The organism is Microcoleus sp. BROC3 (assembly GCF_036702515.1).
GTDB lineage: Bacteria > Cyanobacteriota > Cyanobacteriia > Cyanobacteriales > Microcoleaceae > Microcoleus.
The window spans coordinates 1-23,423 of record NZ_JAUBTQ010000035.1 but is presented as its reverse complement, the minus strand read 5'-3'; the positions used below and the strand labels follow the sequence as shown (position 1 = coordinate 23,423).

Here is a 23,423-nt window from a genome sequence, read left to right as displayed (position 1 = left end):
CAATACAAAACATCTGCCTTTTTGAATGGAAACTGAGCCACAACATGGATTATATATTCACCCCTGCAACTCAGGCGCGACTCAATAGTGGCAACCTCGTACAGCCTGCAGCCAAAACAGGAAAATTGCTCCCGGCAGCTAGAGATCCGGTGACAGGGGAGTTTGTGGAGATCGCAAAAATCTTTTATCAATCAACAAGTAGAACTTTATGCGATCGCGGAGTTATAGGATTGCTCGCACAGTTAGCCGGAGGCGGCCCCGTACAGCCGCTGGTAGCTCCCGTGTACGTGACAGTAGCGCCGTTGCAGGTTGCTCAAACTCATCAGGGGTTTCAAAAAATATACAGAATGCTTAACTGTCTGAAAATTAATTTGGCAGTGATGCAAGCAACTGCAGCAGTCATGGGTATTGGCGCTGTATCGAGTACAGTTTTGTCAGCAGTAAACCTCAACCAAGTATTAAAAATTAGAGAAGAGGCAAAGCACCAGAAACTAAAAATTAAAGACGGGTTTATCGATCTCAGACACATCCTCAAAGATAGGGGAGTAGAGGTGATCCAGCAGATTTTTAAGGTGGCTCACGACTCAAGTTTTGAAATGCACCGCCAGAAATTGGTTAACGGTTACGATATTTTTTCTAAAGCTGTCAAACGCTGCCAGTCAGCCCTGACAGTGCCCGATTTAAAACTTCGGAATTCCGAAATTAATAGCGGGCGGAATATGCTGTTTGAGGCTTTAAAAATTTATGACAATCCCAGTTTGTTGGAGGGGCTGTGTTCTGCCGGACAACTCCGGCAAAGGGAATGTGTTTGGGCGATCGAGCAGGCGATCGGCGTCACGTTGCAGTTGCAGCGGGCCTACGATACGGTGAGCGATCGCCTGCTCGAACTCCACTCAAAAATTCGTCAAGATCTTCTAAGTGTTGTTAAAGAATGTCAATCGGAATCAGAACTAGATTTTTTATTTCCCGAAGTTACTAGGATTCTCGGTCATGATTTAAGTGTAATAGAATTTTGGCAAAATGAGGTTGATTGGATGCAAACTTTGTCTCGAAAAGAGCAGCACCAATTAGCTAGTTTAGATCAACTCCACGGCGATAATTTAAAAAGCAGCGTGCACACTAAATTCGCGGTATTAGCTGCGGAAGTTTCACTTTATGAAACTTTAAAGCAAAAGTCTCACTTTTTATCCTTGCGCGACCAGCTAGCCTTCGCCCTGAAGCCGGAAATCCGCCGGAGATACGAATTTTATGTCAGCCAGCAGGCGATCGCTACGGGCTATCAAGCTTTAGCTACCTCGAATTGGCAAGAAATATCCGATTTAACTGTGGCTAACCTTTACTACTTTTTTCAAATCCGAGACGACTCAAATGAAAATTATCCAACTGAGGACGAATTACAAACACCTTCTCGGCACTTTCCCAAAGCCTTAAAAAACGAGCTTAATTACAGCAATTAAATGACCGATGACTAATTACACCAGTTCCTCAAAAGGATGCAACTGTAGGGAAGCTCCAAACCATTATGCAGTAAGTCATTACCGGAGCATCTCAATGAAAGCAGCCAAGCTAGAAATCTCAGTTTTGAGGCAGGAGGCAGGAGCCAGAAGAAGTGTTTTTACAAATATGAGATGCTCCCGTCATTCCAATCTAAAATCTAAAATCTAAAATCTAAAATGGTATTACCTCAGCCACAACTTAATAGTATTGTCTTTAGAACCGCTAGCAATAGTTGTGCCGTCAGGACTAAAAGTCACCACATAAACCTCATCAGAATGTCCCGTCAAAGTATTCAGCAATTCTCCGGTAGCAAAATCCCAAATTTTAATAGTTTTATCCTTGCTCCCGCTGGCAATAAAGTTCCCGTCCGGGCTGATAGCAACCGAGACAATATCGTCAGAATGTCCCTTGATAGAGCGAATTAAATCTCCACTTTCGAGATTCCAGATTTTAATAGTTTCATCGTAGGAACCGCTAACAATTGTCTTGCCGTCCGGGCTAATAGCAATTGACCTCACCGGGTCGCCGTGTCCCTCAAGAGTTTTTAGCAACCTCCCCGTTGCTACATCAACAATTGTAATTTTTTTATCCTTAGAAGCGCTAACCAAACTTTTTCCATCTGGAGTGAAAGCAACAGAATAAACAAAATCTGTATGGTCTGGCAAATTCTGAATCAAACTGCCAGTTGCTGCATCTGAAATCTTTGTGGTTTTGTCTCCGCTGCCGCTAGCCACGAGCTGTCCGTCGGGGCTGAGAGCGACAGACCAAACAGAAGCAGTGTGGTCGAGACTGCGAATCGCTTGCCCTGTTTTCAAATCCCACAGCATGACTCTCCAAAAACCTGTTCCAGTCGCAAGTCTCGTACCGTTTGAGTCAAACGCAACCGACCAAATGGTGGAGGAATCTCCTGGAAAAGTGCGGATCGACTTGCCTGTAGCTAAATCCCAAATTTGGATGGTTTTGTCTTTAGAGCCGCTGGCTAACATTAAGCCGTCTGGACTGAAAGCAACAGACCCAACTGCATCTGAATGCTGAGCGAAATTTTTGACTTTAGCGTTCTTCCACCGCAGACCTGCTTGGCACTGTTCCTGTATGTTTTGAGCTGACGCATAGCTGCTGGAAGTGTTGGGAATTGTTGGTATTTGGCTGATGCAGCCTTCATAATTGCTGGCTTTATAAAGAGCTTCAATTTGATTGAGCTGTTGGGATTCTTGCTGCACTCGCTGCTGCCATTCTTGCAACTTGAGATATCCGTAAATTCCGCCGATCGCAGCTAAGAGAGCCGCAATTGTTGCCCCGGCGAGATAAGGATTGAATTTGCGAGTTTCTTTGGGGACAATCGTTGCTGCCATCGCGATCGACACATCGGTTTTTCCGTTCAGATTTACCTGCGGGGATACCGCCGGACTTGCCTGCAACCCCAGTTCAGTGGCGCTGCTGGCTGGTGGCCCATTGAGGTTGCGGTGTCCCTCCAAAACTGTGGAGATCGCCTTGTACAATTTAGCGAATAAAGATTTAGGAACGACTAATTCTTCGATTCTCGCGGCATCTTCGTCGGTAAGTCCTAAAACTTGCTGCAAACGTTTTAACTCGTCGCGAGTTTCCAGAGAAAACGGATATTCTTGCTGCATTGCTTCTTGCAGCGATTGTTCGTAGCGTTCGCCTTTTTCCCTGTATTTGCGGTAAGGGTTCAATACCTCATCTTCGAGCGCCTCTGCTTCTTCTGGCAACAATTCCAAACTGACGCGCAATTCTTCTAATATTCTCCGACCGACGACTGTAATTTCACCCCGGCTGCTACTGCGCCGATCGACTTCTTCGCGATATATTGTCAGCTTGGGAATCCGCGCCCGGGAGCGATCGCCAATTTTCCTCAAATCGGCTAAAGCTTCCGCCGCCGACTGGTACCTCTCCCGAAAATCGTAGCGCACCATATTGTCCAAAACATCTGCCAGCGCTTGGGAACACGCTGCTAAATGCCGCCAAACAATTTCGCCTTTATTAGAATTTTTCAAATCCCGCAGTTTCGGCAAATCGTAAGCGGGCAAACCCGTCATTGCTTGGATACCAATCATTCCCAAAGCGTAGATATCGCTGTTGAGTTGCGGGTTGTATTGAAATTGTTCGATGGGCATATATTCCAGCGTGCCAATCCGCACCGTTACCGGCGCTTGTCTTTGAGCGATGTGAATTTCTTTCACCGACCCAAAGTCAATCAAAACTAACTTGTTGTCTGAATAGCGGCGGATTAAATTTGCCGGTTTAATATCTCGGTGAATTACTCCCTGTCCGTGTACAAACACTAAAATTTCTAACAGTTCCTTCAGCAAAGCAATCATTTTTTCTTCTGTTAGAGGTTTGCCCGGTACAATTTCGGTTGATAGCGAGTGACCGGCAACAAAGGATTCAACTAAGAAAAATTCTTCATTTTCTTCAAAGTAAGCGAATAACTGAGGAATTTGGTCGTGTTGACCGAGCTTTTCTAGAACTTCTGCTTCTTTTTGAAAAAGACGGCGCGTAGTATTAATTAATTTCGGTTCGCTGGTACCGGGACGCAGGTGCTTGACAAAGCACTGCGGTTCGCCCGGACGGCGAATATCTTTGGCCAGATAGGTTTGTCCAAATTCTCCTGTTTCTATGACTTCAATGATTTGATAGCGTCCATCTAAAAGTTGGCTCACCATGATAATAACGCAGCCTTTTTTTGGTTGATTTTCGCAAGAAACAGTTTCACTGTTGGGTCACTTGTATAGCCTTTTTCATGTAAATGAGGTGTTCCTGGGCATTGGCAAAACTGGGCATTGGGCATTGGCAAAACTGGGCATTGGGTATGCGGAATAGTTGTTTCTTTCCTTCTTCTTTCTTTCCTTCTTCTTTCTTTCCTTCTTCCGACTTCCATCGGACGACTTCCATCGGACGACTTCCATCGGACTTCTTTCCTTCTGAGTTCTGACTTCTGACTTCTGACTGAGATATTGCACCATTCTCAATTACTTGTTTAGGAACAGGCAAGATGCCTGTTCCACAAGAAAACTCATTCTTTGTGGAACGGGCCGGAGAGCCCGTTCTTGACAATGGTGCAACATCTCAGTTCTGACATACTTTATCTTTTCAACATCTGCAAAGCTTGATATCCCAAAAATAAAAAACCCAAAGCACCAACTATCGCTATCCCGTCCGCCAACACATCGACTGTCACAAATTCGCCCATTGCAATATCCTCTGACAACTGATATCTATCCTCGGCTTTTCGGTCGCTGACTAGGTGAGGGGTCTTGCCCCTCGCTGCGACCGAGCCGAAAGATGCTCACAAATTATAGCAAAAGAGGCGGTCAAAATAACTTTTCGGGCGATCGACTAGCTTTTTGTTTTAATATTTTTTAATATTTAAGGAGACAATTTGTGCACCTAAATTTTGAGGTCAGTTCGCTTTGATATTGTTAACCCTGCTAATTTTTTCTCTCATTGTAAGTAGAGCTTACACTAAGAATTTGCGTCTATCGGTCAAAAATGCGCCTCGAACCGACAAAAGTTCGGTCAAGCTGTCACCGGAGTCCGTCGCGCAGTTTCCTAAAGTTTCGGTAATCGTACCAGCATACAACGAAGCCGATAAAATTCGGGATTGCGCGATCGCCCTTTTGGAGAGTACACCGCTGTCTGTGGACAACTTAGAAGTTTTAATTGTAGACCATCGATCGACAGACGACACCAAGGCGATCGGCCAAACCCTGCAACAGCATCTCAACGACCCCCGCCTAAAACAATCGAAACCGCTATTGCAACAGCCGAAACCGAGAAAATAGACTTGTTCACCTGTATGCCAGCGCTGGTTTGCGAATGTTTTGCCCAGTGGTTGGTGCAGCCGATAATGTTCAATCACCTAGCAGTTTGCTACGACTTCACCGCAGTCAGCGATCCGACAACAGACAGCGCTTTTGCAGGTAGCCGATTCATGTTATTTAGGCGATCTGCTTACTAAAAAATCGGCGTTAACCAGGCAGTTACCGGCTCCCATTGTGGAAGATGGGGAATTAGCCAGACGCATCAAACGTGCGGCTTTAAAGCACGGACTTTATTCCGGTTCAAATTTGGCATCCGTGCGGATGTATCGGTCTTGTAACGCATTGTGGGAAGGCCGGAAAAAAAATCTGTATCTCGGCGCTAACCGCAGTTGGGGCTTGATGGTTTACATGGCTGCAATTATGTTATTTCTTTATCCTATGCCCTGGTTGGCATTAGCTATTTTGCTGGCTAACGGCGACTTCACAGAAATTCTGACAATTACCAATTACCAATTACCAATTGCCAATTACCTGGTTAACTATCTGTTTATCCATAATTGTAATTTGGCAGCATTACAATTTGCGCCGCTTGGGTGCCGAGATTTCTGAATGTCCGACGAAATACTGGTGGTTAGGAGGTTTGGGAGGTGCGTTAGTGGCGGCGATGCCGATCGCCTCTGCGATTAAAACTGAAACAGGTTGGGGATGGACTTGGCGGGGTAGAGCTTTGCAAATTAAGAGTTAATAGCAGCAAGCTCAAATCATTCGTGACAACCGATCGTTTGTGGGCAACATTTATTTATAATAGGATTTTTATGACTTCAAAGTCATGATTTTTATGAATTGACTTTCATATCTGTTTATTTAATAATATTAATCAACATCCTCTTGCCTCGAATTGGAAGGAACCTCATGTCTGTTTACACTCTGAGTGATTTAACTAATAACAATTCAGATTTGTTGCAAGGTGCTTCAAAACATAGCTGCCCGATCTGTAGCAGCCGCGCTCAAACCTCAGATTCCAGCGCCGAACGATCGGCCGCTCAAGCTTCCGCCTTCAGCAACTCTAACGATATTGATGGTCTGCTGGCAAGAAGTAGAGCAAACTCCGGACAGCCAGCCAAATGGAACGTCGCTCCCGGCGGCACCATCACCTACAGTTTTGTGACTGCTGACAGCGCGGCCAGTTATTTTGCATCCAGAAACGAAACCAATATTGAGGAAGTTAACGATCGCATCAAACAGAATGTCCGCCAAATCTTGCGGGACAATTATGCCACAGTCTTGCCGCTCAACTTTGTAGAAGTTCCAGACTCGGCCCAAAGCAACATCAGAATTATGTTTTCTGACGGGCCGGGTGCTGACGGCTATGCCTACAGTGGTTATCCGGGTCAGTTGCGCGCGGGCGCCATCCACCTCCAAAAGCTCTATGAAAACGATCCGGCAAAAGCTTTTTCCTCAGGCCCCGGCAGTTTTGGCTACTATACTTTAATTCACGAAATCGCTCACGCGATGGGTTTGAAGCACCCCGGCAACTACAACGGCTCCGGCAGCGGCTTAACAGGAAACGCCGGAGACGCTCCGTATCTTCCGTTTGACAAGGACAATACGAGAAATACGATCATGTCCTACAATGCCGCATATTCCAGATTTAGCGATCCCAACGGCGAAAATCCCCGGAGTTTGATGGCTTATGACATCCGGGCATTGCAGTATCTCTACGGCGCCCGCAGCGATTTTAACGGTGACAATAATGTTTACAAATTCGACAGCAGTAATTTCAATACAGTTCAAACTATCTGGGACGGCGGAGGCAGCGATACTTTGGACTTTTCGGCACTGCCTGCCAACAACGTTTATTCTTTGGACATGAATCAGGGTAAGCCGCTGACGGCAAAGAGCGCTCTGGGATATCTGGGCTACTATTTACAACCTTCGCAGGTGGCGCTAGGTGCCGATCGAGATCGGGTTTATACAACTGAAACCTTTGGCACGTACATTGCTTTTGGCGCGGATATCGAAAATCTGGTAGGTTCGCCCGGGAAGGACCAGGTACTTGGAAATGAATTAGCTAACAGTATTCTAGGCAGTGCGGGGAACGACACGGTTAGTGGGGGGCGGCAAAGCGATAGTTTGGACGGTGGCGAAGGCGGTGACTATATTTACGGCGACAAAGGCATGGATGTGTTAACTGGCGGGGGCGGGGCGGATTTGCTGCGGGGCGGTCGGGGAAACGATACTATTATCACCGGTGTCGGTATCGATGGCATTGTGTTGGAGCTGGGTGGGGGTACCGATACGATTGTTGATTTTGCTGATGGTGTGGATTTGTTAGTGTTAGTTGATGGTTTGAGATTCGAGCAACTGTCGATCGTACCTTCAGGCAACGATACTGAAATTCGGATCGGCAGCACCGGACAAGTCTTGGCGCTGTTACCGGGAATAGCGTTAAGTTCGATCGGGCAATCTGATTTTTTAATTACTTCAAGTACGTTGTTTACATCCCCCAATTCTTGAAGAAAGCAGGTATCTGTAGTATTCTGTTTTTACCTTTCCGCATAAACAAAAGCAGGTACGCGCTTGTAAGCAGGCGTGCCCGATCGCTTTTCAATCTCCGGGTGAAAAATCACATTAACTTCCGGATAAAACATCAAAGCAGCACCCTCACGAACCGCCCCGTAAATCACCTCGACATTTTCCATTTTGCCAACATTTCCCTGCACCGTCACGCGCTGATGTTCTTGCAAACCCGCGCTTTCTGCATCCGCGCGGTTCATCAAAATGCAGTTGCGGTGCGGCATTCCCCGGTATTTGTCATCAATTTTGTAGACGACAGTATTATGCTGAGAATAGCTGCGTCCCGTCATCAATGCCACAACAATACCCTGTGTTGATTCCGATACTCCAAACTCTTTCGCTTCCGGTAATTTCAGCTTAGGTAAAGGCGCGACAAACATCTTCGCTTTCCCAGACTCTGTAGGGAACTTAGGTTCTGTAAAAATGCGACCGCCGATGGTAAATTCCTCTTGGGTTTCATCAATTGTCGCTATTTTTTCATAGCCGGGAATCGTTTGCGCAATCAATTGCCGAACGTATTTTGTGTCTTGAAGTTTGCGCCAATCAACGGGAAAATCGCCGTGAATTCTGCTGGCTAATTCGGTCAAAAAATAAACTTCAGGAATCAAATCCGAATTTTGGAGATGAGTTTCGCCCTCATCATTTAAACGCACAAAATTATTGCCAGATTCCACCGTTGTTTTATGGGGATTTTCAAAGCGATTCAGTACAGGAATCACAATGGTATTGTGTTTTGCCAATCCGCTAAAATGCCCTAAATTCGGTTTAGTTGCGAGGTAAATAATAGTTTCAATTTTACCTAAAGCCCCTTTTGCCTGATTTGAATCTGGATTTGCCCCATACAAGTTGCCGCCGAGACAGATCAGCGTATCGACTTTGCCTGCATCTGCTGCTTCAATGAGCGATCGAGTTTCGTAACCCTTAACAGAGCTGAGGGGACGATTCAATAACTTTTCTAAAGCTTGTTGAATTTCTTTTTTCAGCTTGACAGTGACGCCCATAGAGCCGAATCCTTGGACGTTTGAGTGTCCTCTGACTGGCATTAATCCCGCCCCTTCTTTGCCGACATTTCCTGTCATCAAGGCTGTATTGGCGATGCTGAAAACGTTATCTACACCGTTACCGTGTTGGGTAATTCCCATCGCCCAACCGAATACAACTCGCTTTGAAGTGCCGATGATTTTGGCTGCTGCCTCAATTTCTGCTTGGGAAACTCCGCAGGTTTTAGTAATAGTTTCCCAATCGGTTTCGCGGGCGTGCTGGACTACTGCTTCCCAGCCTTCTGTATAGGCTTGCAAGTATTTTTCGTCCAGCAATCCTTGTTCGATTACAGACTTTTGAATTCCGACAAATAGCGCCGTATCGCTACCGGGAATTGGTTGCAAGTAGAGCGATGAAATATCGGAACCGGGGATGAGCGACTTGACAGGAAATGCCGGAGAACCAAACTTGACTAACCCGATTTCCCTCACCGGATTGATTACAATTATTTTACCGCCTTTGTCGCGAATTTTAATCAATTCGTTCATCAAGCGGGGATGGTTGTAGGAAGAATTGCTGCCCGCGAGCACGACGCAATCTGCTTGCTTCAAGTTTTCTAGACTCACTACCGAAGTGCGGGTGGCAAACATTTCGCTTAAGCCGGTTGTCGAGGGAGCGTGGCAGAGATCGGAACAATCTGCTAAGTTATTGGAACCCATCGCCCGCATCATCAATTGCAGCAGAAAAGCCGCTTCGTTGGAAGAGCGACCGGAACTGTAGGATGCGACTCGTTCGGGGGTTTTGCGAAACGCAGCTTCGGCAATTTGATAAACTTCTTGCCAAGAAATGCGATCGTAATGAGATGAACCAGCCCGCAAAATCATCGGAAAACTCAGCCTTCCCAACCTGTCGGCTTCCATTGAAGTTAATTGCTGAAGTTCTGCAATACTATACTTTTCAAAAAATTGAGTTGAGATAGCGGGCTTGATTTCAGCGGAGATTGCTTCGACGCTTTTCATGCACCGCTGAAGTTTTTCGCCCTCTTCATTTGTAAAACCTCCTTTCTGCCCGCCAGTACCCCAAGAACAGGACAAACAAGCACTTTTGTGCAGCAAAGTTTTCCAAAGTTTCGGCCCTTCCGGGGACAATGTATGTTCTGCCCAATATTCTATTACGGGCAAACCGCCACCTATCTCTGGTGTTTCCTCGTTTGTCTCGTTGAAGGGCGGGATTGGTTGGACATTTTGGGAATTGGTTTCCATGCGGTTTACCTCGGGTTTTGATTGCTGGTTAATTCGGTGGGGAATTGCCAAAAAGGTTAAGCTTGTCAGTCGAATTTTAGCGCAATTTTACTGCCAACACAATTAGCCAGTAGATAGATTTGTTTAACCTATCGGTTGAGCAACTCGACAGGCAGACGCGATGGCCTCTTGACAAAAAAAATGTATCTATTATAATAATTTATATACTCAGATATAAAGACTACAAAATGCTAGAACTACATAAAAGTTATGTAATCGACGAAAATCAGCAGCCGATTGCTGTTCAAATCCCCCTTGAACAATTTGAGAAAATCGAGGAGATTTTGGAAAACTATGGTCTGACTAAACTTATAGAAGAAACTGAAGGTGATGAGAGATTATCAAAAGAACAAGCACTAAAGTATTATAACTCAATCAAACAAAATAATGTGGCAAGTTGAATATACAAATCGGTTCCTCAAAGAACTAGCTGCTTTACCTGCTGAAATTAGAAGTAGGATAGAACCTATAGTTTTTCAATTCTTAGAATCAGACAATCCCTTTGCATTAGGATATCTGGAAAAAATGAAAGGTTATCCAGATAAATATAAAATTCGTGTTGGTGACTACCGTATTGGACTCACAGTTGATGCACCGACAAAAACTTTAATTTGTCAGCGAGTAGCGCACCGCCGAGACATATACAGAATTTTTCCATAAAATTATGTTGATTAGAATTAGCAAAATATAATTATGTAGGGTGTGCAGCCCGCAACTTACCGCTGTCAATTTCACCGCTTCCCCTTATTTAACGCCTGTTTCCCAAATCCAAGACAAAGCAGCCGATCGCCCTCAGCAACATTCGGGTCATTCTGCAAATAATCTCCCAACCACTCGCAACTGCGAGCAATGATATTATTTAGTTCCAAATTCTCCACAGGCAACAGAATTACAGTCCTATCCCTACTAGCAAAAGCCAGAGTTTTGCTGTCAGAACTAAAAGTAACGCTCAACACGCGATCGCTCGACTCCAAAGTCTTCGATAGCAGCGCCTTCTTGCCGTCAAAATCCCACAGTTTAACAGTATTTCCCCCACTCGCCGCCGCAATCAATTTGCCGTCGGGACTAAAACTCACGCTTTCTACAGTATCGGTGTGGTCGAGTTTTTCAGTTAAATTCGCCACCTTTCCATCAAACCCCCACAAGTAAACTTTTTTGTCAGCGCAAGCAGCAGCAATAGTCTTCCCGTCGGGACTGAAACTAACATTTTTAACGCTGTCCCGGTGGTCGAGAGTTTTCAGAATTTTCGCCGACGAACCGTTAAATTGCCAGAGGTAAACTCTCTTTTCTCCGGTAATTTCAAAAGCCTTTTTCTTTCCGCTTGCATTGTCCTCAGCAGCGGTAGCAGTAGCAATAGTTTTGCCGTCGGGACTGAAGCTAACGCTAATTACTGGATTGGTGTGATCGAGTTTTGCAAGCAAAGTTGCTTTAGCACCGTTCCAGCGCCAGAGGTACAATTTGCGATCGGCATTGGCGGCGGCAATTATCTTTCCGTCTGGACTAAAACTCACGCTTCTGACAATGCCGCTGTGGCTGAGAGTATCTAACAGTTTCCCGTTTAAATTCCAGACTTTCACCGTTTTGTCATCGCTGGCCGAAGCAACAATTTTATCATCAGGCGAAATGCTCACCCAGGTAACAGAATCCTTGTGACCTTCTAAGGTTTTGAATAAACTGCCGTCAGTGTGCCAAAGTCTCACTGTTTTGTCCCCGCTAGCAGAAGCAATTGTTTTGCCATCAGCACTAAAACTGACTTTGTAAACCCAGTCTCCGTGTCCCGATAAAATCTTATTCAGCGGAGTGCTGTCTGGTTGCCAAAGTTTCACTATTTTGTCCTTACTTGCGGAAGCAATAGTGCCGTCGCCGCTGAAACTCACTGCCCTCACGTCGTCTTGATGTCCTCGAAAAGTGTTGAGCAAAGTGCCGCTGCGACTCCAAACTTTCACCGTATCGTCTGCACTGCCGGTGACAATTTTTTCGCCATCGCGACTGAAACTCGCGCTGACAACTTCGTCGTTGTGTCCTTTGAGAGTTCTGATTTCCTCACCATTTCGGTTCCAAACTTTGGCTGTGGTGTCGGCACTTGCTGAGACGAGTTCTCGACTGTTTGGACTGAACTTAACGCTGTAAACAATGCCAGAATGCTTGGTTAATGTTTTGGGATTAATTTTAAATTTCTGGGTTTTACTTTCTCGGTTCCAAAGTTTTACAGTTTTGTCAACACTTGCTGAGGCAATTGTTTGCCCGTCGGGACTGAAACTGACGCCGAGCACCCAGTCTTTGTGTCCGGTTAAGGTTTGCAGCAATTTTTTGTTCGCAAGGTTCCAGATTTTGACGGTGTTGTCGTGACTGGCGGAAGCTAGGGTTTTGCCGTCGGGACTGAAACTGACGCTGGTGACGATATCGCGGTGGCCGGATAAAATGCCAATCGCACTTTTGTCGTTATCTACTTGCCAAATTCTAATTGTGCGATCGGCACAACCAGTAGCGATCGTTTTCCCATCGGGACTAAAACTAACACTCGTCACGCTATCGGGATGATTGAAAGTTTTTAATAACTTACCTTCTTTGCTCCACAATTTAACAGTTTTGTCAGCACTTGCCGAAGCAACTGAATTGCCGTCTGGACTGACACTCACATCCAAAACAAACTTGCTGTGCTGGTCGAAACGGTTGCGTTCTTGCACCCCGGAAACTGCTTGTCTGAGTCTTTCTGCAATTTGAGTTTTAGTGTCCGCAGGCAGCGCTGTACTTTTCAGAGAATCACGACCAATTTTGATACTATTTCCCAACACTCCTAATTGGTTTTTTTCATTAGAAAGCACCAAAGCTTCCGACGCCGAATTTAGGGCATCAGTCCGACTGGTTTCTGCTTCCTGCCGTGCGCTTTCTGCTAATTTTGCTTGCTCGAATGCCATCCCCGAAACACCTGCGAGTACAAGCACTCCTACAACCGCCGCCTGCAATTGCCATCTCCGAGTTTGGTAAAGTTGAGCTTCCGCTTGGTACTGTTTGTCTCTAGCTTCCGACAGCAAAGCATCTTGCTCTCTGTCTTTGCGAATTTGTTCAATTTCATCTCGGTTAATTTGGTTTTGCTTTCGCAGTTCCTCAAATTCTGCCTTTTTATCTAATTCTTGCTGCTGGCGAATGAAGCTAACTAAATAATCGTGAACGAGCTGATAAAGCTCTGCTGGCAGTTCTGTCCAGCGAAAAACTAAACCAGAGTTTACTAACAGTTCTAATACTAAATCTAATTTGTCAGCTTCAGCAAATGTCGCTAAATTAGAGGCTAATTCGGCGCGAGTTTTTAGGGGACGTATTTCATCTTCATCTGTCAGCAAATACAAAACTCGGCGCGCGGCCACTTCATTTTCCGGCCCGCAATCTTTGATTACTTCTTCGAGAAACCTTTCGACTAATTTTTGTTGCGGATTGTTGCCAAGTTCCTGATATTGAGTTAAAGTTCTAATGTTCTCTTGTTGCAGTTGAGCGCCGACAAGTTGTAGTTCGATCGGGCGGACTTCTCCCAATTCTCCAGCTAAATCTTTGACTAATTCTTCGATCAGCTCCGGTTCTAAGTAAAACTGCGCTCGCTCAGTTAAAGTGCGAATTACCGATCGCGCATCGCCCAGCGAAAAATTTCCCAAATAAAACAGAATGTTTTTGCTGAGAATGTCCTCCAAAATATCATTTTTAACGAATCCTGTCTGGTTTTTGGGTCGGGAAAATTCCAGCAAATAGTGCAGGTAATCTTCCCGCAAACACAGGACGACTTTTAAATATTTTATTTTCAAGCATTCCCGCAAAAAATCAAAAAATATTTGTCTTTCCGCTGGCTCTTTCCACACGAAAAAAAATTCTTCAAATTGGTCAAATATCAGAACAGTCACTAAATGTTCGGAATTTCTTTGCAGCTCTTTGATAATGTTTTCGTATTCGATCGCCTGTTGCTGTATGATTAATTTTACTGGCTGTGACTGCTCCCTTTGATCCTGATTATTCCCAGTCGAGCCACCGTGTAATCCCGAAATAAGATTTCCCGTGGCTGTGCCTGCTTCTACTGGAAAATCTACGGGAAAATCTACTGTTACTGCTTCGGAAATTTCCGGCTCGAATATTTCAGCTTTACCAGCAGATAACTGTCTGGTCAATTCCCGCGGCCAGTTGTTGTAAACTTGCAGCACTATCGGCAAAACAGTGCGCATTTCTATTTTTTTTTGTTTGAGAGCCGGTACTAATCCCCCGGTGACAATTGAACTTTTACCAACTCCAGACTGACCGTAAATTACTGTCAGTTTGTCTGGGGTATTGTTCATTCTATATATCAAGCGATTGAGGTCTTGTTCTCTGCCGGAAGCCGTAATTTCGTCAGCAATAATAGCAGCGCCGACAATAGTTTCGGCAACGGAATTAATCGCTTCTCTGTGCGGCTGCAACTTTCCGGCTCCAATAAAAGCTCGGAACCGATAGGTGTGTTCCACCGCTCGATAATCTTGCTTAATTTGAAATGCTTCGAGATATTCTCCCCGCTGAAAATAGAGCGATCGCAGCATTTCTAAAACCCGTAAATACAGTTGCGGGTTGTAGCAAGGTTCGGTTTCCGAGCGAGCAAGCTCTAAATGCGCGATCGCCTCCTGCACCTCACCCAACTGACTCTGGGCCTCTGCTAAAATTAACAGATACAAGCCTTGATGCTGCGACTTTACAGGCGTTCCCTGTGCGATCGCTTCTAAATTCGAGTTGAGAACGTCTAGAGCGACTAAAGCCCATTCTTTCGCTCCTTGCCAATTCTTCTGCTCTAAGGCTACTCTAGCCAAAAAGCCGTAATCTTGAGCCAAATTAACTGCTGAATTTTCCATATTTTCATGTAACCTCCGAGCTTTGATAGCTAAATTCCAGAGTGCATCCCAATCTTCTAAATGCTGCAATACTTCGCCTAGTTGATTAATAAATATACCAACGGCATCCGACTGTCCAGCGCCTTCTAAAACATCAATACATTCCTGAAAATAATTCTTAGCTTCTGTCCAGTAAGGACGGTTGCCGCTGCGGTTTCGTTCTGCTTGAAAGCGGTAGCAAAGCCCGATGTGGAATAGCAGAATTCCCACTAATACCGGTGCCGGGTGAACGGTAAATAACAAATCGCTAAATTCTGTTTTAGTTCCAATAAATGGTACTTGATACTTCCAAAAGTTAAGACTTTTTTGATACAATTCCAGAGCAGCCGGGATACGGTGACAAGCATATTCGTGCCGACCGCGAATAAATTGCAAACTCGCTTCAATAGCTGGTTCTAATCTGATGTTGCAAGTTTGCAAGTCTTGGCTAGCTGACTCTAATTCACTCAAAGAATTGGCTCCGAGAATGGCAGAATTAGTTAAACGCCAATTACCGCTTTCTAAAATGTTGGAAAAAATGCGATCGGCACTTTTGCCCAGGAAATCCACCAAGTCGTCTGGGCCGATCACAAATTCAACAGTGGTCGTCCAAGTCTCGATATCTGTTACTAACCGAATCAGTTTTTTTAAGATTTTGTCTGTCACCCACAGCACCACCGGGAAGGGAAAATTATTCCGAAATTCTTCCCTCACGTAGTTGGTAGAAGTCAGCACCCGATCTATCGCAATTACCGATTCCAATCCAAACACCATTAAAGCTGACGGGTGGCTGCCGGAAAGTTCGGTTTCTATCGTCGTGTAAAGAGTTTTAACCGATGCCGGGAGGACAATTTCTCGAATCTCGATCCCAGACTCTTCCCGCAATTGCCGCGCAGTTTGCTCTTTCATCGCACTGTAATTGCACCGTACCAAAATCAGCGAAAATTGCCCCTGAGACATTCTCAGAGTGCGGGAGAGAGTTTGCAGCGAACTTTTGTTTTGCTGTGCTGCGGTGTCTTGCTGGCAATGCGAATTAATCATAATTAATATTTGAAAAAGTTTCTCAGAATAGGTGCTGTCAACTGCCGAAAAAAGGAAGTTCGGCAACGGATTTTTTAACGGATGTAACGGATGTAACGGGTGTAACGGATGGAAGGAATCGACGGCAGGGGAAAGTGCAATTAAGAACGTCCTAACCGTTTTGACGGTTGCTTTAAGTTTACTTTTACCCGTTTTTACGTTTGCTAATCACAGCGAACAATCACATGATTAATTTTATTTCTGCCCTTGTGGGCGATTTCCAATCACTGGGAACTATCAATTAGTTAAGTTTATTTCAGCCTGCATACTTATTATTTTAGCCGATCGCATTAAAGCATACCCAAAAAAATACATACTCTGTTATTCGCATATTCCCAGCAAAATCAACCGGATTTTACTGAAATTTTGATAATTGGTCCAATTCTAGCCAGCCAAAGAGTCTTTGTTTGCGGGACTCCCAGCCATCGCCAAAATCGCACAACAAATCCGATTCAGTTATTCGCATATTCCAGAAATCCGGCATTCCCGGGTTGACTGGCCCCTGGCCGCACTGAGATAAACTATCGGCGGCGGCTCATCAATTACAGCTTGAAGATTATTTGTCATAAATTTACTAATCTCCATATCTAAAGTAGCTGCAAAATCAGGTTCATCCCAATCCTCGCTTTCTTCAATGCTGATTGTTGTTGGTGCGCCAATATCAAAATCAAGCTCATCGCCAAAATCCGAAACTTTCTTAATTGGATCTATTTTCTGACCGGTATCAGCGGCAAAAGCTTGAGTGGTATTGGCTATTAGTACGATCGGCAGTGCTACTATGGCACTTATCGTTTGTCGCGCCCTGATTTTCCTCATGCTATCCTCCTGGTATAAACTAAACTTTGGTGCTGCTATACATTCAACATCTGCGGCTACTTTCCTGCGCAGTCAGTCGATTTTAGATTTTAGATCTTAGATTTCCTCCACAGATGAATCTGAGAGCTTTAACTATGGTCTAAAATTGTGGGCTACTTCCCACTCCTGTAGTTCGCAAGTATCCGTTTTTGAGCAGATTCATTAATTAATAGTGGCTTGTTTTTCCACAGGATATAACCTTATCTGTGACTCTTCGCGGCAAGTTTGCTTAACGGAGCATATCCGGTCAAGTGTTTGCCTTTCTATTTACTACGTGAAAACTCTTAAACAGTCAGGTTTTCCCGTTAAGTAATTCCCCAGCCTTTGCGAGTGTTAATCTCAGACTCAAAGCAAAGTGGGTGAGAAGTTCGATCGCACACCAGTTTTGGCACTCCCGCGCTGCCACCAGCAAGCTGATGTGACATACCACAGCCACCGAATATCTGTCAATACTTATATCTTAACATTTCTAAGTTGTTGCATAATTCTCGTTACCAGGAAGAGCCTGGTAACGCTGCTGGGCGAGGCAGAGCCTCCAGCCAAGTCGAGAGGACTCCTATTTCGTCAAGCCGTGTTCGAGAGCGAAGCGAACCAACTCAGTACGGCTGTTAGTACCCGTCTTGCTAAACAAACGGCTGACGTACTTTTCCACATTACGCACGCTAGTTTCCAAGCGGCGGGCAATTTCCTTATTCATCAAACCTTGAGCAACCAAATCCAAAACACTTTGTTCTCGCGGAGTCAAATCAATTTTAATCGGCGAAGGACTTTGGGCGATCGAACTCCGCCCGCTCAACAAAGACTCAATTCTTGCCATTTGGCTTGTCAAAGCAGCAATATCGGGACTTTCAGCAATTTCGCTCGTCTCCTTAGCAGCCGCGCGACGGGCCAGCAAATTGGTTACTATTGCTACTAACTCGTCGGGATCGAAGGGCTTAGAAAGATAAGCATCGCAGCCTGCTTGATAGCCTTGAATGCGATCGCCAGTCATCCCCTTAGCAGTCAAAAATACCACCGGCAAAGCCTTATAGCGAGGGTCTTCCCGTACTTGCTTGAGAAACTGATAACCGTCCACCTGCGGCATCATAATGTCTGAAATCACCAAATCGGGATTAGTCTGCTGCAAGAGTTCCCATCCATCCCGAGCATTACTGGCAACCTCAACCGCAAAATCGCTATCTTCCAAATAAGCTTGTACTGCTTCCCGCAAGCCCGGTTCATCATCTACCAATAATAATCGTGCTGACATAGTTGTTACCCTTACGCTTTACCACTATTTTTTAATTTAGCCGCATTTAAGTCTTATTGTCACTCCATCCATCGAAGGAACTTAAAAAATTGTTTTTAAACTCTAGAGTTTTGAGTTGTGTTTTGATCTAACGATTAAAAACTTATTAAATCTTTAATTCAAAACTCAAAACTCAAAACTCAACATTATTGTTGAACCCTTCGACTTAAATTTTTGAACGATCGGTCAAAATTTCATAGCCGGTTTCCGTCACCAACACAGTATGTTCAAACTGAGCCGACATAGCATTGTCAACGGTTACAGCAGTCCACTTGTCAGAAAGCGTCCGAGTGTACTTAGAACCCGCATTCAGAATCGGTTCGATCGCCAATGTCATGCCCGCTCGCAATTTCACGTTCGGCATTTCCCGCGTGCGGAAATTGAAAACCGACGGTTCCTCGTGCAAATTTCGCCCGACACCGTGGCCGGTAAACTCCTCAACGATGCTAAAACCGTTGCTTTTGACATGATCTTCGATCGCACCAGCCAGATCGAGCAAATACGCTCCTGCCTTCACTTGTTCGATACCTTTATAGAGAGCTTCTTCTGCAACTCTAATTAATTTTGCCGATTCTGGTGTCACCTCCACAACTGCGATCGTGATGCAAGAATCGCCGTGAAAACCTTGGTAATATGCCCCCGTATCTACTTTAAGAACATCTCCGGCCCGAATTACTTTTTTGGGACTGGGGATGCCGTGAACAACTTCGTTATTAATGCTAGAGCAAATCGAGCCCGTGAAACCGTGATAACCTTTAAAACTGGGAGTTGCACCCATTTCGCGGATGCGTTTTTCGGCATAAGCATCCAAATCAGCAGTAGTCATTCCCGGTTTCACCATTTGGGAAATTTCTTTGAGTACCGTTGCCACGATTTTCGCTGCTTGCCGCATAATTTCGATTTCGCGTTCCGACTTAATTTCAATGCCTCGACGCTGTTTTTTGACTTGGGGTGCTTGAGTTGGCCCAGAAAGCAGACTGCTAAAAATATTCATGTATTGACTGTCAGGTAATTTTGTACTTAGACGGCAGGTAAAAGCAAAAAACGGCAAATATCCGGCTTTTTAGGCCAAAACGACTGTCTTGTCCGAGCTGTCGATCGCTTGTCCTTTAAGCTAGCTTAATATTTTTCTCAGTAATCGGCACGGGATTGGGGGGAGAGAAATAGTTTTGAGTGCGTGAGAATCCCTTCATATCTTAGTCTGCGGAGGCAGACTTCGTTTGACCGGACGCGGTTTCAACCGCCGAGTCCCTTGGAGCTAAGTTGAATGATTCAACAGGTTTTAGCCTCACTGGATTTCTGATGATTCCTGCGAGGTTAGCAACTCCTGCAATTAACTGAGTTATCTCAACAGGTTTACATAAGTGCATCTGGAAACCAGCTTCCAGCGCTTGCTGGCGCTCTTCCTCTCTCGCGTAGGCCGTCAGGGCGATCGCAGGCATCTTTCCACCCCGCAGCACTTCCATTTCTCTCACCCGCGCGATCAATTCATAGCCGTCTGCTTGCGGCATTCCAATGTCGCTCAGCAGCACATCCGGCCAATAACTCTCCAGTGCAGCTAGAGCCCCGGCCACCGATGTCGCCGATCGCACCATAGCTCCTTCCTGTTCCAGTAAAGTAACTAAAAACTCCCGCGTGTCATCATCATCATCCACCACCAGCAATTCCACATTAGCAAGAGTTGGGAGGGCCTCTGGCGCGTCATTGAGTTGGGACCAATCATCCCCTGCACCTTGCCCGTTTCTCTCAGCAACTGGCAGAGAAACCGTAAATTTTGCACCCTCGCCCGGATTATTCTCTGCGTCAACCTTACCACCGTGCTGTTCCACCAAATGACGGACGATCGCCAATCCCAGTCCCAAACCCCCGTAAGACCTAGTTGTGCTGCTATCAGCTTGGCGGAAGCGATCGAAAACATAAGGCAGAAAATCAGGAGCAATACCAATTCCGCTATCAATTATCTGAATTTGGGCCTCGTCGCCAACTAACTCCAACCGCACCTCTACTTTACCCTCTTCAGGAGTAAACTTAATCGCATTTGAAAGCAAATTCCCGACAATTTGCTGCAAGCGATCGCTATCGCCTAGAACTTTACCGATATTTTGGCTGCCTTCCCATTCTATTACAATTGATTTTGTCTCAGCTAGCGGTCGCAGAGAATCAATTGCCATCTCAATCACATATTCCAACTGAATTGGACGCATATTTAAATTTAGTTTTCCGCGCAGAATCCGCGAAACCTCTAAAATATCTTCAATGAGTTGCGCTTGAGATTTAGCATTGCGCTCAATTGTTTCTAGGGCTTTATCAATAGTTTCTAGGTCAAATGTTTTGGCACGAAGCAGCCTAGACCAGCCGAGAATTGCATTTAAAGGAGTACGGAGTTCATGGGAGAGAATGGCGAGAAATTCATCCTTCATCTGGTTAGCTCTCTCAGCTTCCTGCCGCGCCACCTGCTCGTGGATTAGCCTGCCCCGCTCTTCCTCTGCTTGCTTGCGGTCTGTGACATCTCTAACCGTGCCAACGTGACCGATCAGTTTTCCCAAATCCGAAAACATTGGCGACGACTGCACGTTAATCCAACGCACACTTTCGTTATAAGCTAATCGAAACTCGTTTGAACATTCCTGACCTTCTTTAATCCAAGCTAACAAATCTGCTACTACGCGATCGCGATCTTCTGGATGAACCAACCGCTGCCAAACTGACGCCAAACTTTCCTCCAAAATTAACCCGGAAATGGCTTGACAGCGGGGATTCATGTAAGTACAGCGGCCTTCCACGTCAGCTAAGTAAATTCCCAGCGGCGAACAAGCACACAAAGTGCGAAACCGCTCTTCACTTTTACTTAGTTCATTATTAACAGCAGCTAACTCTGTTGCTTGCCGCTTCACCTCGACTGTTTTTTGGAACAATTCCACAAATACCTGCACCTTCGATGTCAATATTTCCGGTTCCAATGGTTTGAAGAGGTAATCCACCGCACCTAGAGAATAACCTTTAAAAACATGGGTGTCATTACTGCTGAATGCTGTGATAAAAATAATCGGAGTCGATCGCGATCGATCTCTAGAGCGAATCAATGTTGCCGTCTCAAACCCATCCATTCCCGGCATCTGCACATCAAGTAAAATCACCGCAAAATCTTCATTAAGCAGACATCTCAGAGCCTCCGCGCCCGAATTTGCTTGTACTAGATTATAAGAGGGGCTGTTGAGGATAGCTTCTAGAGCCACCAAATTTTCTGGGCGATCGTCAACTAAAAGGACATTTACTCGATCGGGGCGCTGCAGATTCATAAATTTTTTAATCTTTAATTCTTAGCAAGTTGACTAAACACGGAGCGATTTGAGCTAGGGGTAAAATCCAGTCTACTTCAACATTTGCGATCGCGGACGCGGGCATTGTCCGGCATAGAGCCGAAGCCGGTTCCTCGACAAATGTCAATCCTCCCTCAGCTTTAATTTTGGCCAGCCCTTCACTGCCATCAGAACTAGCTCCCGTTAAAATTATGCCAATAACTTTCTCCCCAAAAGCATCAGCAGCAGACTCAAACAGCACATCGATAGAGGGCCGCGCGTGGCAGACAGGAGCCTCAGTTGATAGTGCAAATGTAAAACTTCCGCGACAGAGGATTGGGGATTTTGAATTGTGGATTGGTTGCACTGCCGCGCTCCCCCATCCTATCAAGTCCTTTTCATACGTGCTCTGCTCCCACTCTCCGGGCGATTCTATGAGCAAGTGATAGTCAGCAGGAGCCAAATAAACCCGTCCCGGTGCGATCGGCTCTTTGTCTTCTGCCTCTGTGATTTGGAGAGAGCTTTGGTATTGTAAAAACTCACTAAGCCTATTCTGAGAACTCTTATGGCGGTGTTGGACAATAACTACAGGCAAAGGAAAGCTTTGCGGTAAATCTGCCAGCAGGACTGTCAGAGCCTGTAGCCCTCCCAAAGACGTGCCAACAACCACTATTTCAAAATTTCTTTTATTTAATTCTCCGGTACAGTTTATCACTGCTTTCAATTGCTTCATAGTGTTTTTCATAAGGTGTAAAAGTCAGAGACTCCTGATGTCCTAATCCTAAAACTCCAAACATTCCCAGGCTCTCATAAAAAAGCTTGTGTACCCGCTCTTGGAGCTGTGAATTGAAATAAATCAGCACATTGCGGCACAAAATCACATTAAATTCATTAAAAGAAGTATCCGTTGCTAGGTTGTGGTGAGCAAAGACAATGTTATCTTTAAGTGAGGAGCCAAACATAGCATTCTCATAGGCAGCAGTGTAATACTCAGAAAATGCTTTTTTGCCCCCTGCTTGGTGGTAGAGTTGCGTATATTCTTGCATTTGTTTCAGCGGAAAAATACCACTTTTTGCAGTTTTCAAAACTAATTCATTCATGTCAGTAGCGTAAATCCGACAGCGGTTATAAAGCCCTTCTTCTTGCAGCAATATAGCCATAGAATAGACTTCTTCTCCCGTTGAACATCCAGCGTGCCAAATCCGAATAAAAGGATAAGTACGCAGTACCGGCACCACTTTATTTCTGAAACTAATGTAAAAGCTGGGATCGCGAAACATCGTCGTTACATTAACAGAAATGTCCAGCAGGAAACGGTCTAGGCAGGCAGGATTGTGGAGTAACTTTTCTTGAAGTCCAGAGACAGTGGTGAGCCGTTCCGAGCGAATAGTGTTCCAAATACGACGCTTGAGAGAGGCAAGAGCATAATTGCGAAAATCAAATCCGTAATAGCGAAATAGCCCCTCTAGTAGGAGTTGAATTTCGATTGTTTCAAGTTCATGGCTTTCGGGCATTTTAAATTAGTAAGTGGGAATTGGGCATGGGGCATTGTTAACTGTTGACTGCTAACTGTTGACTGCTGACTGTTGACTGCTGACTGTTAACTGCTAACTAATGACTAATGACTAATGACCAATGACTAATGACTTCTTTCATCGATAAAGCCAAACACGCAGCAGCGAGAGCAACTGTTCCGTATCAACAGGTTTGGTAATGTAGTCAGACGCCCCAGCTTCGATACATTTTTCCCGATCGCCCTTCATAGCTTTCGCCGTAAGAGCAATCATTGGCAGCGAAGCGAATTGAGGAATATTACGAATTGCTTGCATTGTTTCGTAACCGTCCATCTCTGGCATCATCACGTCCATCAACACAATATTTATGTC

General features: G+C 45.2%; 19 protein-coding genes. 7 read left to right on the top strand and 12 right to left on the bottom strand.

What is annotated here, in order from left to right:
• Positions 1-44 precede the first annotated feature (44 nt).
• Positions 45-1,457 (top strand): hypothetical protein, encoded by a 1,413-nt coding sequence (locus QUB30_RS21515; protein WP_333337272.1) that lies wholly within the window; start codon positions 45-47, stop codon positions 1,455-1,457.
• A gap of 222 nt (positions 1,458-1,679) precedes the next feature.
• On the opposite strand, the gene QUB30_RS21510 is transcribed toward QUB30_RS21515, so the two are convergent.
• The 3 genes from QUB30_RS21510 to QUB30_RS21500 form a co-directional block, all read right to left on the bottom strand.
• Positions 1,680-4,181: a protein kinase domain-containing protein gene (locus QUB30_RS21510; RefSeq protein WP_333337270.1), complete on the bottom strand. Its 2,502-nt coding sequence runs from the start codon at positions 4,179-4,181 to the stop codon at positions 1,680-1,682.
• A gap of 46 nt (positions 4,182-4,227) precedes the next feature.
• Positions 4,228-4,509, bottom strand: coding sequence for a hypothetical protein (locus tag QUB30_RS21505; RefSeq protein WP_333337268.1), 282 nt, complete (start codon positions 4,507-4,509; stop codon positions 4,228-4,230).
• A 91-nt stretch (positions 4,510-4,600) separates the two neighbouring features.
• On the bottom strand, positions 4,601-4,726 hold the full coding sequence (locus QUB30_RS21500) for a hypothetical protein (RefSeq protein WP_333337266.1): 126 nt from the start codon (positions 4,724-4,726) through the stop codon (positions 4,601-4,603).
• A 202-nt stretch (positions 4,727-4,928) separates the two neighbouring features.
• Here QUB30_RS21500 and QUB30_RS21495 point away from each other — a divergent pair, with 202 nt between their 5' ends.
• The 4 genes from QUB30_RS21495 to QUB30_RS21480 all read left to right on the top strand — a co-directional run bounded on the left by QUB30_RS21495 (position 4,929) and on the right by QUB30_RS21480 (position 7,796).
• Positions 4,929-5,300, top strand: coding sequence for a glycosyltransferase (locus QUB30_RS21495; RefSeq protein WP_333337264.1), 372 nt, complete (start codon positions 4,929-4,931; stop codon positions 5,298-5,300).
• A gap of 14 nt (positions 5,301-5,314) precedes the next feature.
• A complete protein-coding gene (locus tag QUB30_RS21490) occupies positions 5,315-5,476 on the top strand; it encodes a hypothetical protein (protein WP_333337262.1) in 162 nt (53 codons plus the stop codon).
• Positions 5,477-5,799: 323 nt separating this feature from the next.
• Entirely contained in the window at positions 5,800-6,024 is a 225-nt protein-coding gene (locus QUB30_RS21485) for a hypothetical protein (RefSeq protein WP_333337260.1), read from the top strand.
• A 167-nt stretch (positions 6,025-6,191) separates the two neighbouring features.
• On the top strand, positions 6,192-7,796 hold the full coding sequence (locus tag QUB30_RS21480; RefSeq protein WP_333337258.1) for a M10 family metallopeptidase C-terminal domain-containing protein: 1,605 nt from the start codon (positions 6,192-6,194) through the stop codon (positions 7,794-7,796).
• Between the two features lie 29 nt (positions 7,797-7,825).
• On the opposite strand, the gene QUB30_RS21475 is transcribed toward QUB30_RS21480, so the two are convergent.
• Positions 7,826-10,099 carry an FdhF/YdeP family oxidoreductase gene (locus QUB30_RS21475; RefSeq protein ID WP_333337256.1) on the bottom strand — a complete coding sequence of 758 codons (2,274 nt, stop codon included), beginning with the start codon at positions 10,097-10,099 and terminating at the stop codon, positions 7,826-7,828.
• A 227-nt stretch (positions 10,100-10,326) separates the two neighbouring features.
• On the opposite strand from QUB30_RS21475, the gene QUB30_RS21470 reads away from it, so the two are divergent.
• Together QUB30_RS21470 and QUB30_RS21465 are read left to right on the top strand one after the other, a co-directional pair.
• On the top strand, positions 10,327-10,539 hold the full coding sequence (locus QUB30_RS21470) for a hypothetical protein (protein ID WP_333337254.1): 213 nt from the start codon (positions 10,327-10,329) through the stop codon (positions 10,537-10,539).
• Positions 10,526-10,798: a type II toxin-antitoxin system RelE family toxin gene (locus tag QUB30_RS21465; RefSeq protein WP_332980082.1), complete on the top strand. Its 273-nt coding sequence runs from the start codon at positions 10,526-10,528 to the stop codon at positions 10,796-10,798. Before QUB30_RS21470 ends, QUB30_RS21465 begins: the two co-directional genes overlap by 14 nt.
• A 71-nt stretch (positions 10,799-10,869) precedes the next feature.
• Here QUB30_RS21465 and QUB30_RS21460 read toward each other — a convergent pair whose 3' ends face one another.
• From QUB30_RS21460 to QUB30_RS21425, 8 genes are all read right to left on the bottom strand, one after another.
• Positions 10,870-16,056 carry an nSTAND1 domain-containing NTPase gene (locus tag QUB30_RS21460; protein WP_333337252.1) on the bottom strand — a complete coding sequence of 1,729 codons (5,187 nt, stop codon included), beginning with the start codon at positions 16,054-16,056 and terminating at the stop codon, positions 10,870-10,872.
• Positions 16,057-16,551: 495 nt separating this feature from the next.
• On the bottom strand, positions 16,552-16,911 hold the full coding sequence (locus QUB30_RS21455) for a hypothetical protein (protein ID WP_333337250.1): 360 nt from the start codon (positions 16,909-16,911) through the stop codon (positions 16,552-16,554).
• 595 nt (positions 16,912-17,506) lie between these two features.
• Positions 17,507-18,199: a response regulator transcription factor gene (locus tag QUB30_RS21450; RefSeq protein WP_333337248.1), complete on the bottom strand. Its 693-nt coding sequence runs from the start codon at positions 18,197-18,199 to the stop codon at positions 17,507-17,509.
• A gap of 205 nt (positions 18,200-18,404) precedes the next feature.
• Positions 18,405-19,232, bottom strand: coding sequence for a type I methionyl aminopeptidase (gene map / locus QUB30_RS21445; RefSeq protein WP_333337246.1), 828 nt, complete (start codon positions 19,230-19,232; stop codon positions 18,405-18,407).
• Positions 19,233-19,434: 202 nt separating this feature from the next.
• Positions 19,435-21,537: a response regulator gene (locus tag QUB30_RS21440; RefSeq protein ID WP_333337244.1), complete on the bottom strand. Its 2,103-nt coding sequence runs from the start codon at positions 21,535-21,537 to the stop codon at positions 19,435-19,437.
• Positions 21,538-21,544: 7 nt separating this feature from the next.
• Complete coding sequence (locus QUB30_RS21435) at positions 21,545-22,270, bottom strand: chemotaxis protein CheB (protein WP_333337242.1); 726 nt, start codon at positions 22,268-22,270, stop codon at positions 21,545-21,547.
• Positions 22,224-23,051 carry a protein-glutamate O-methyltransferase CheR gene (locus QUB30_RS21430; RefSeq protein WP_333337239.1) on the bottom strand — a complete coding sequence of 276 codons (828 nt, stop codon included), beginning with the start codon at positions 23,049-23,051 and terminating at the stop codon, positions 22,224-22,226. The genes QUB30_RS21435 and QUB30_RS21430 overlap by 47 nt, the downstream gene beginning before the upstream one ends.
• Positions 23,052-23,189: 138 nt before the next feature.
• The coding region (locus tag QUB30_RS21425; protein ID WP_333337237.1) for a response regulator at positions 23,190-23,423 on the bottom strand (234 nt) is incomplete at its 5' end.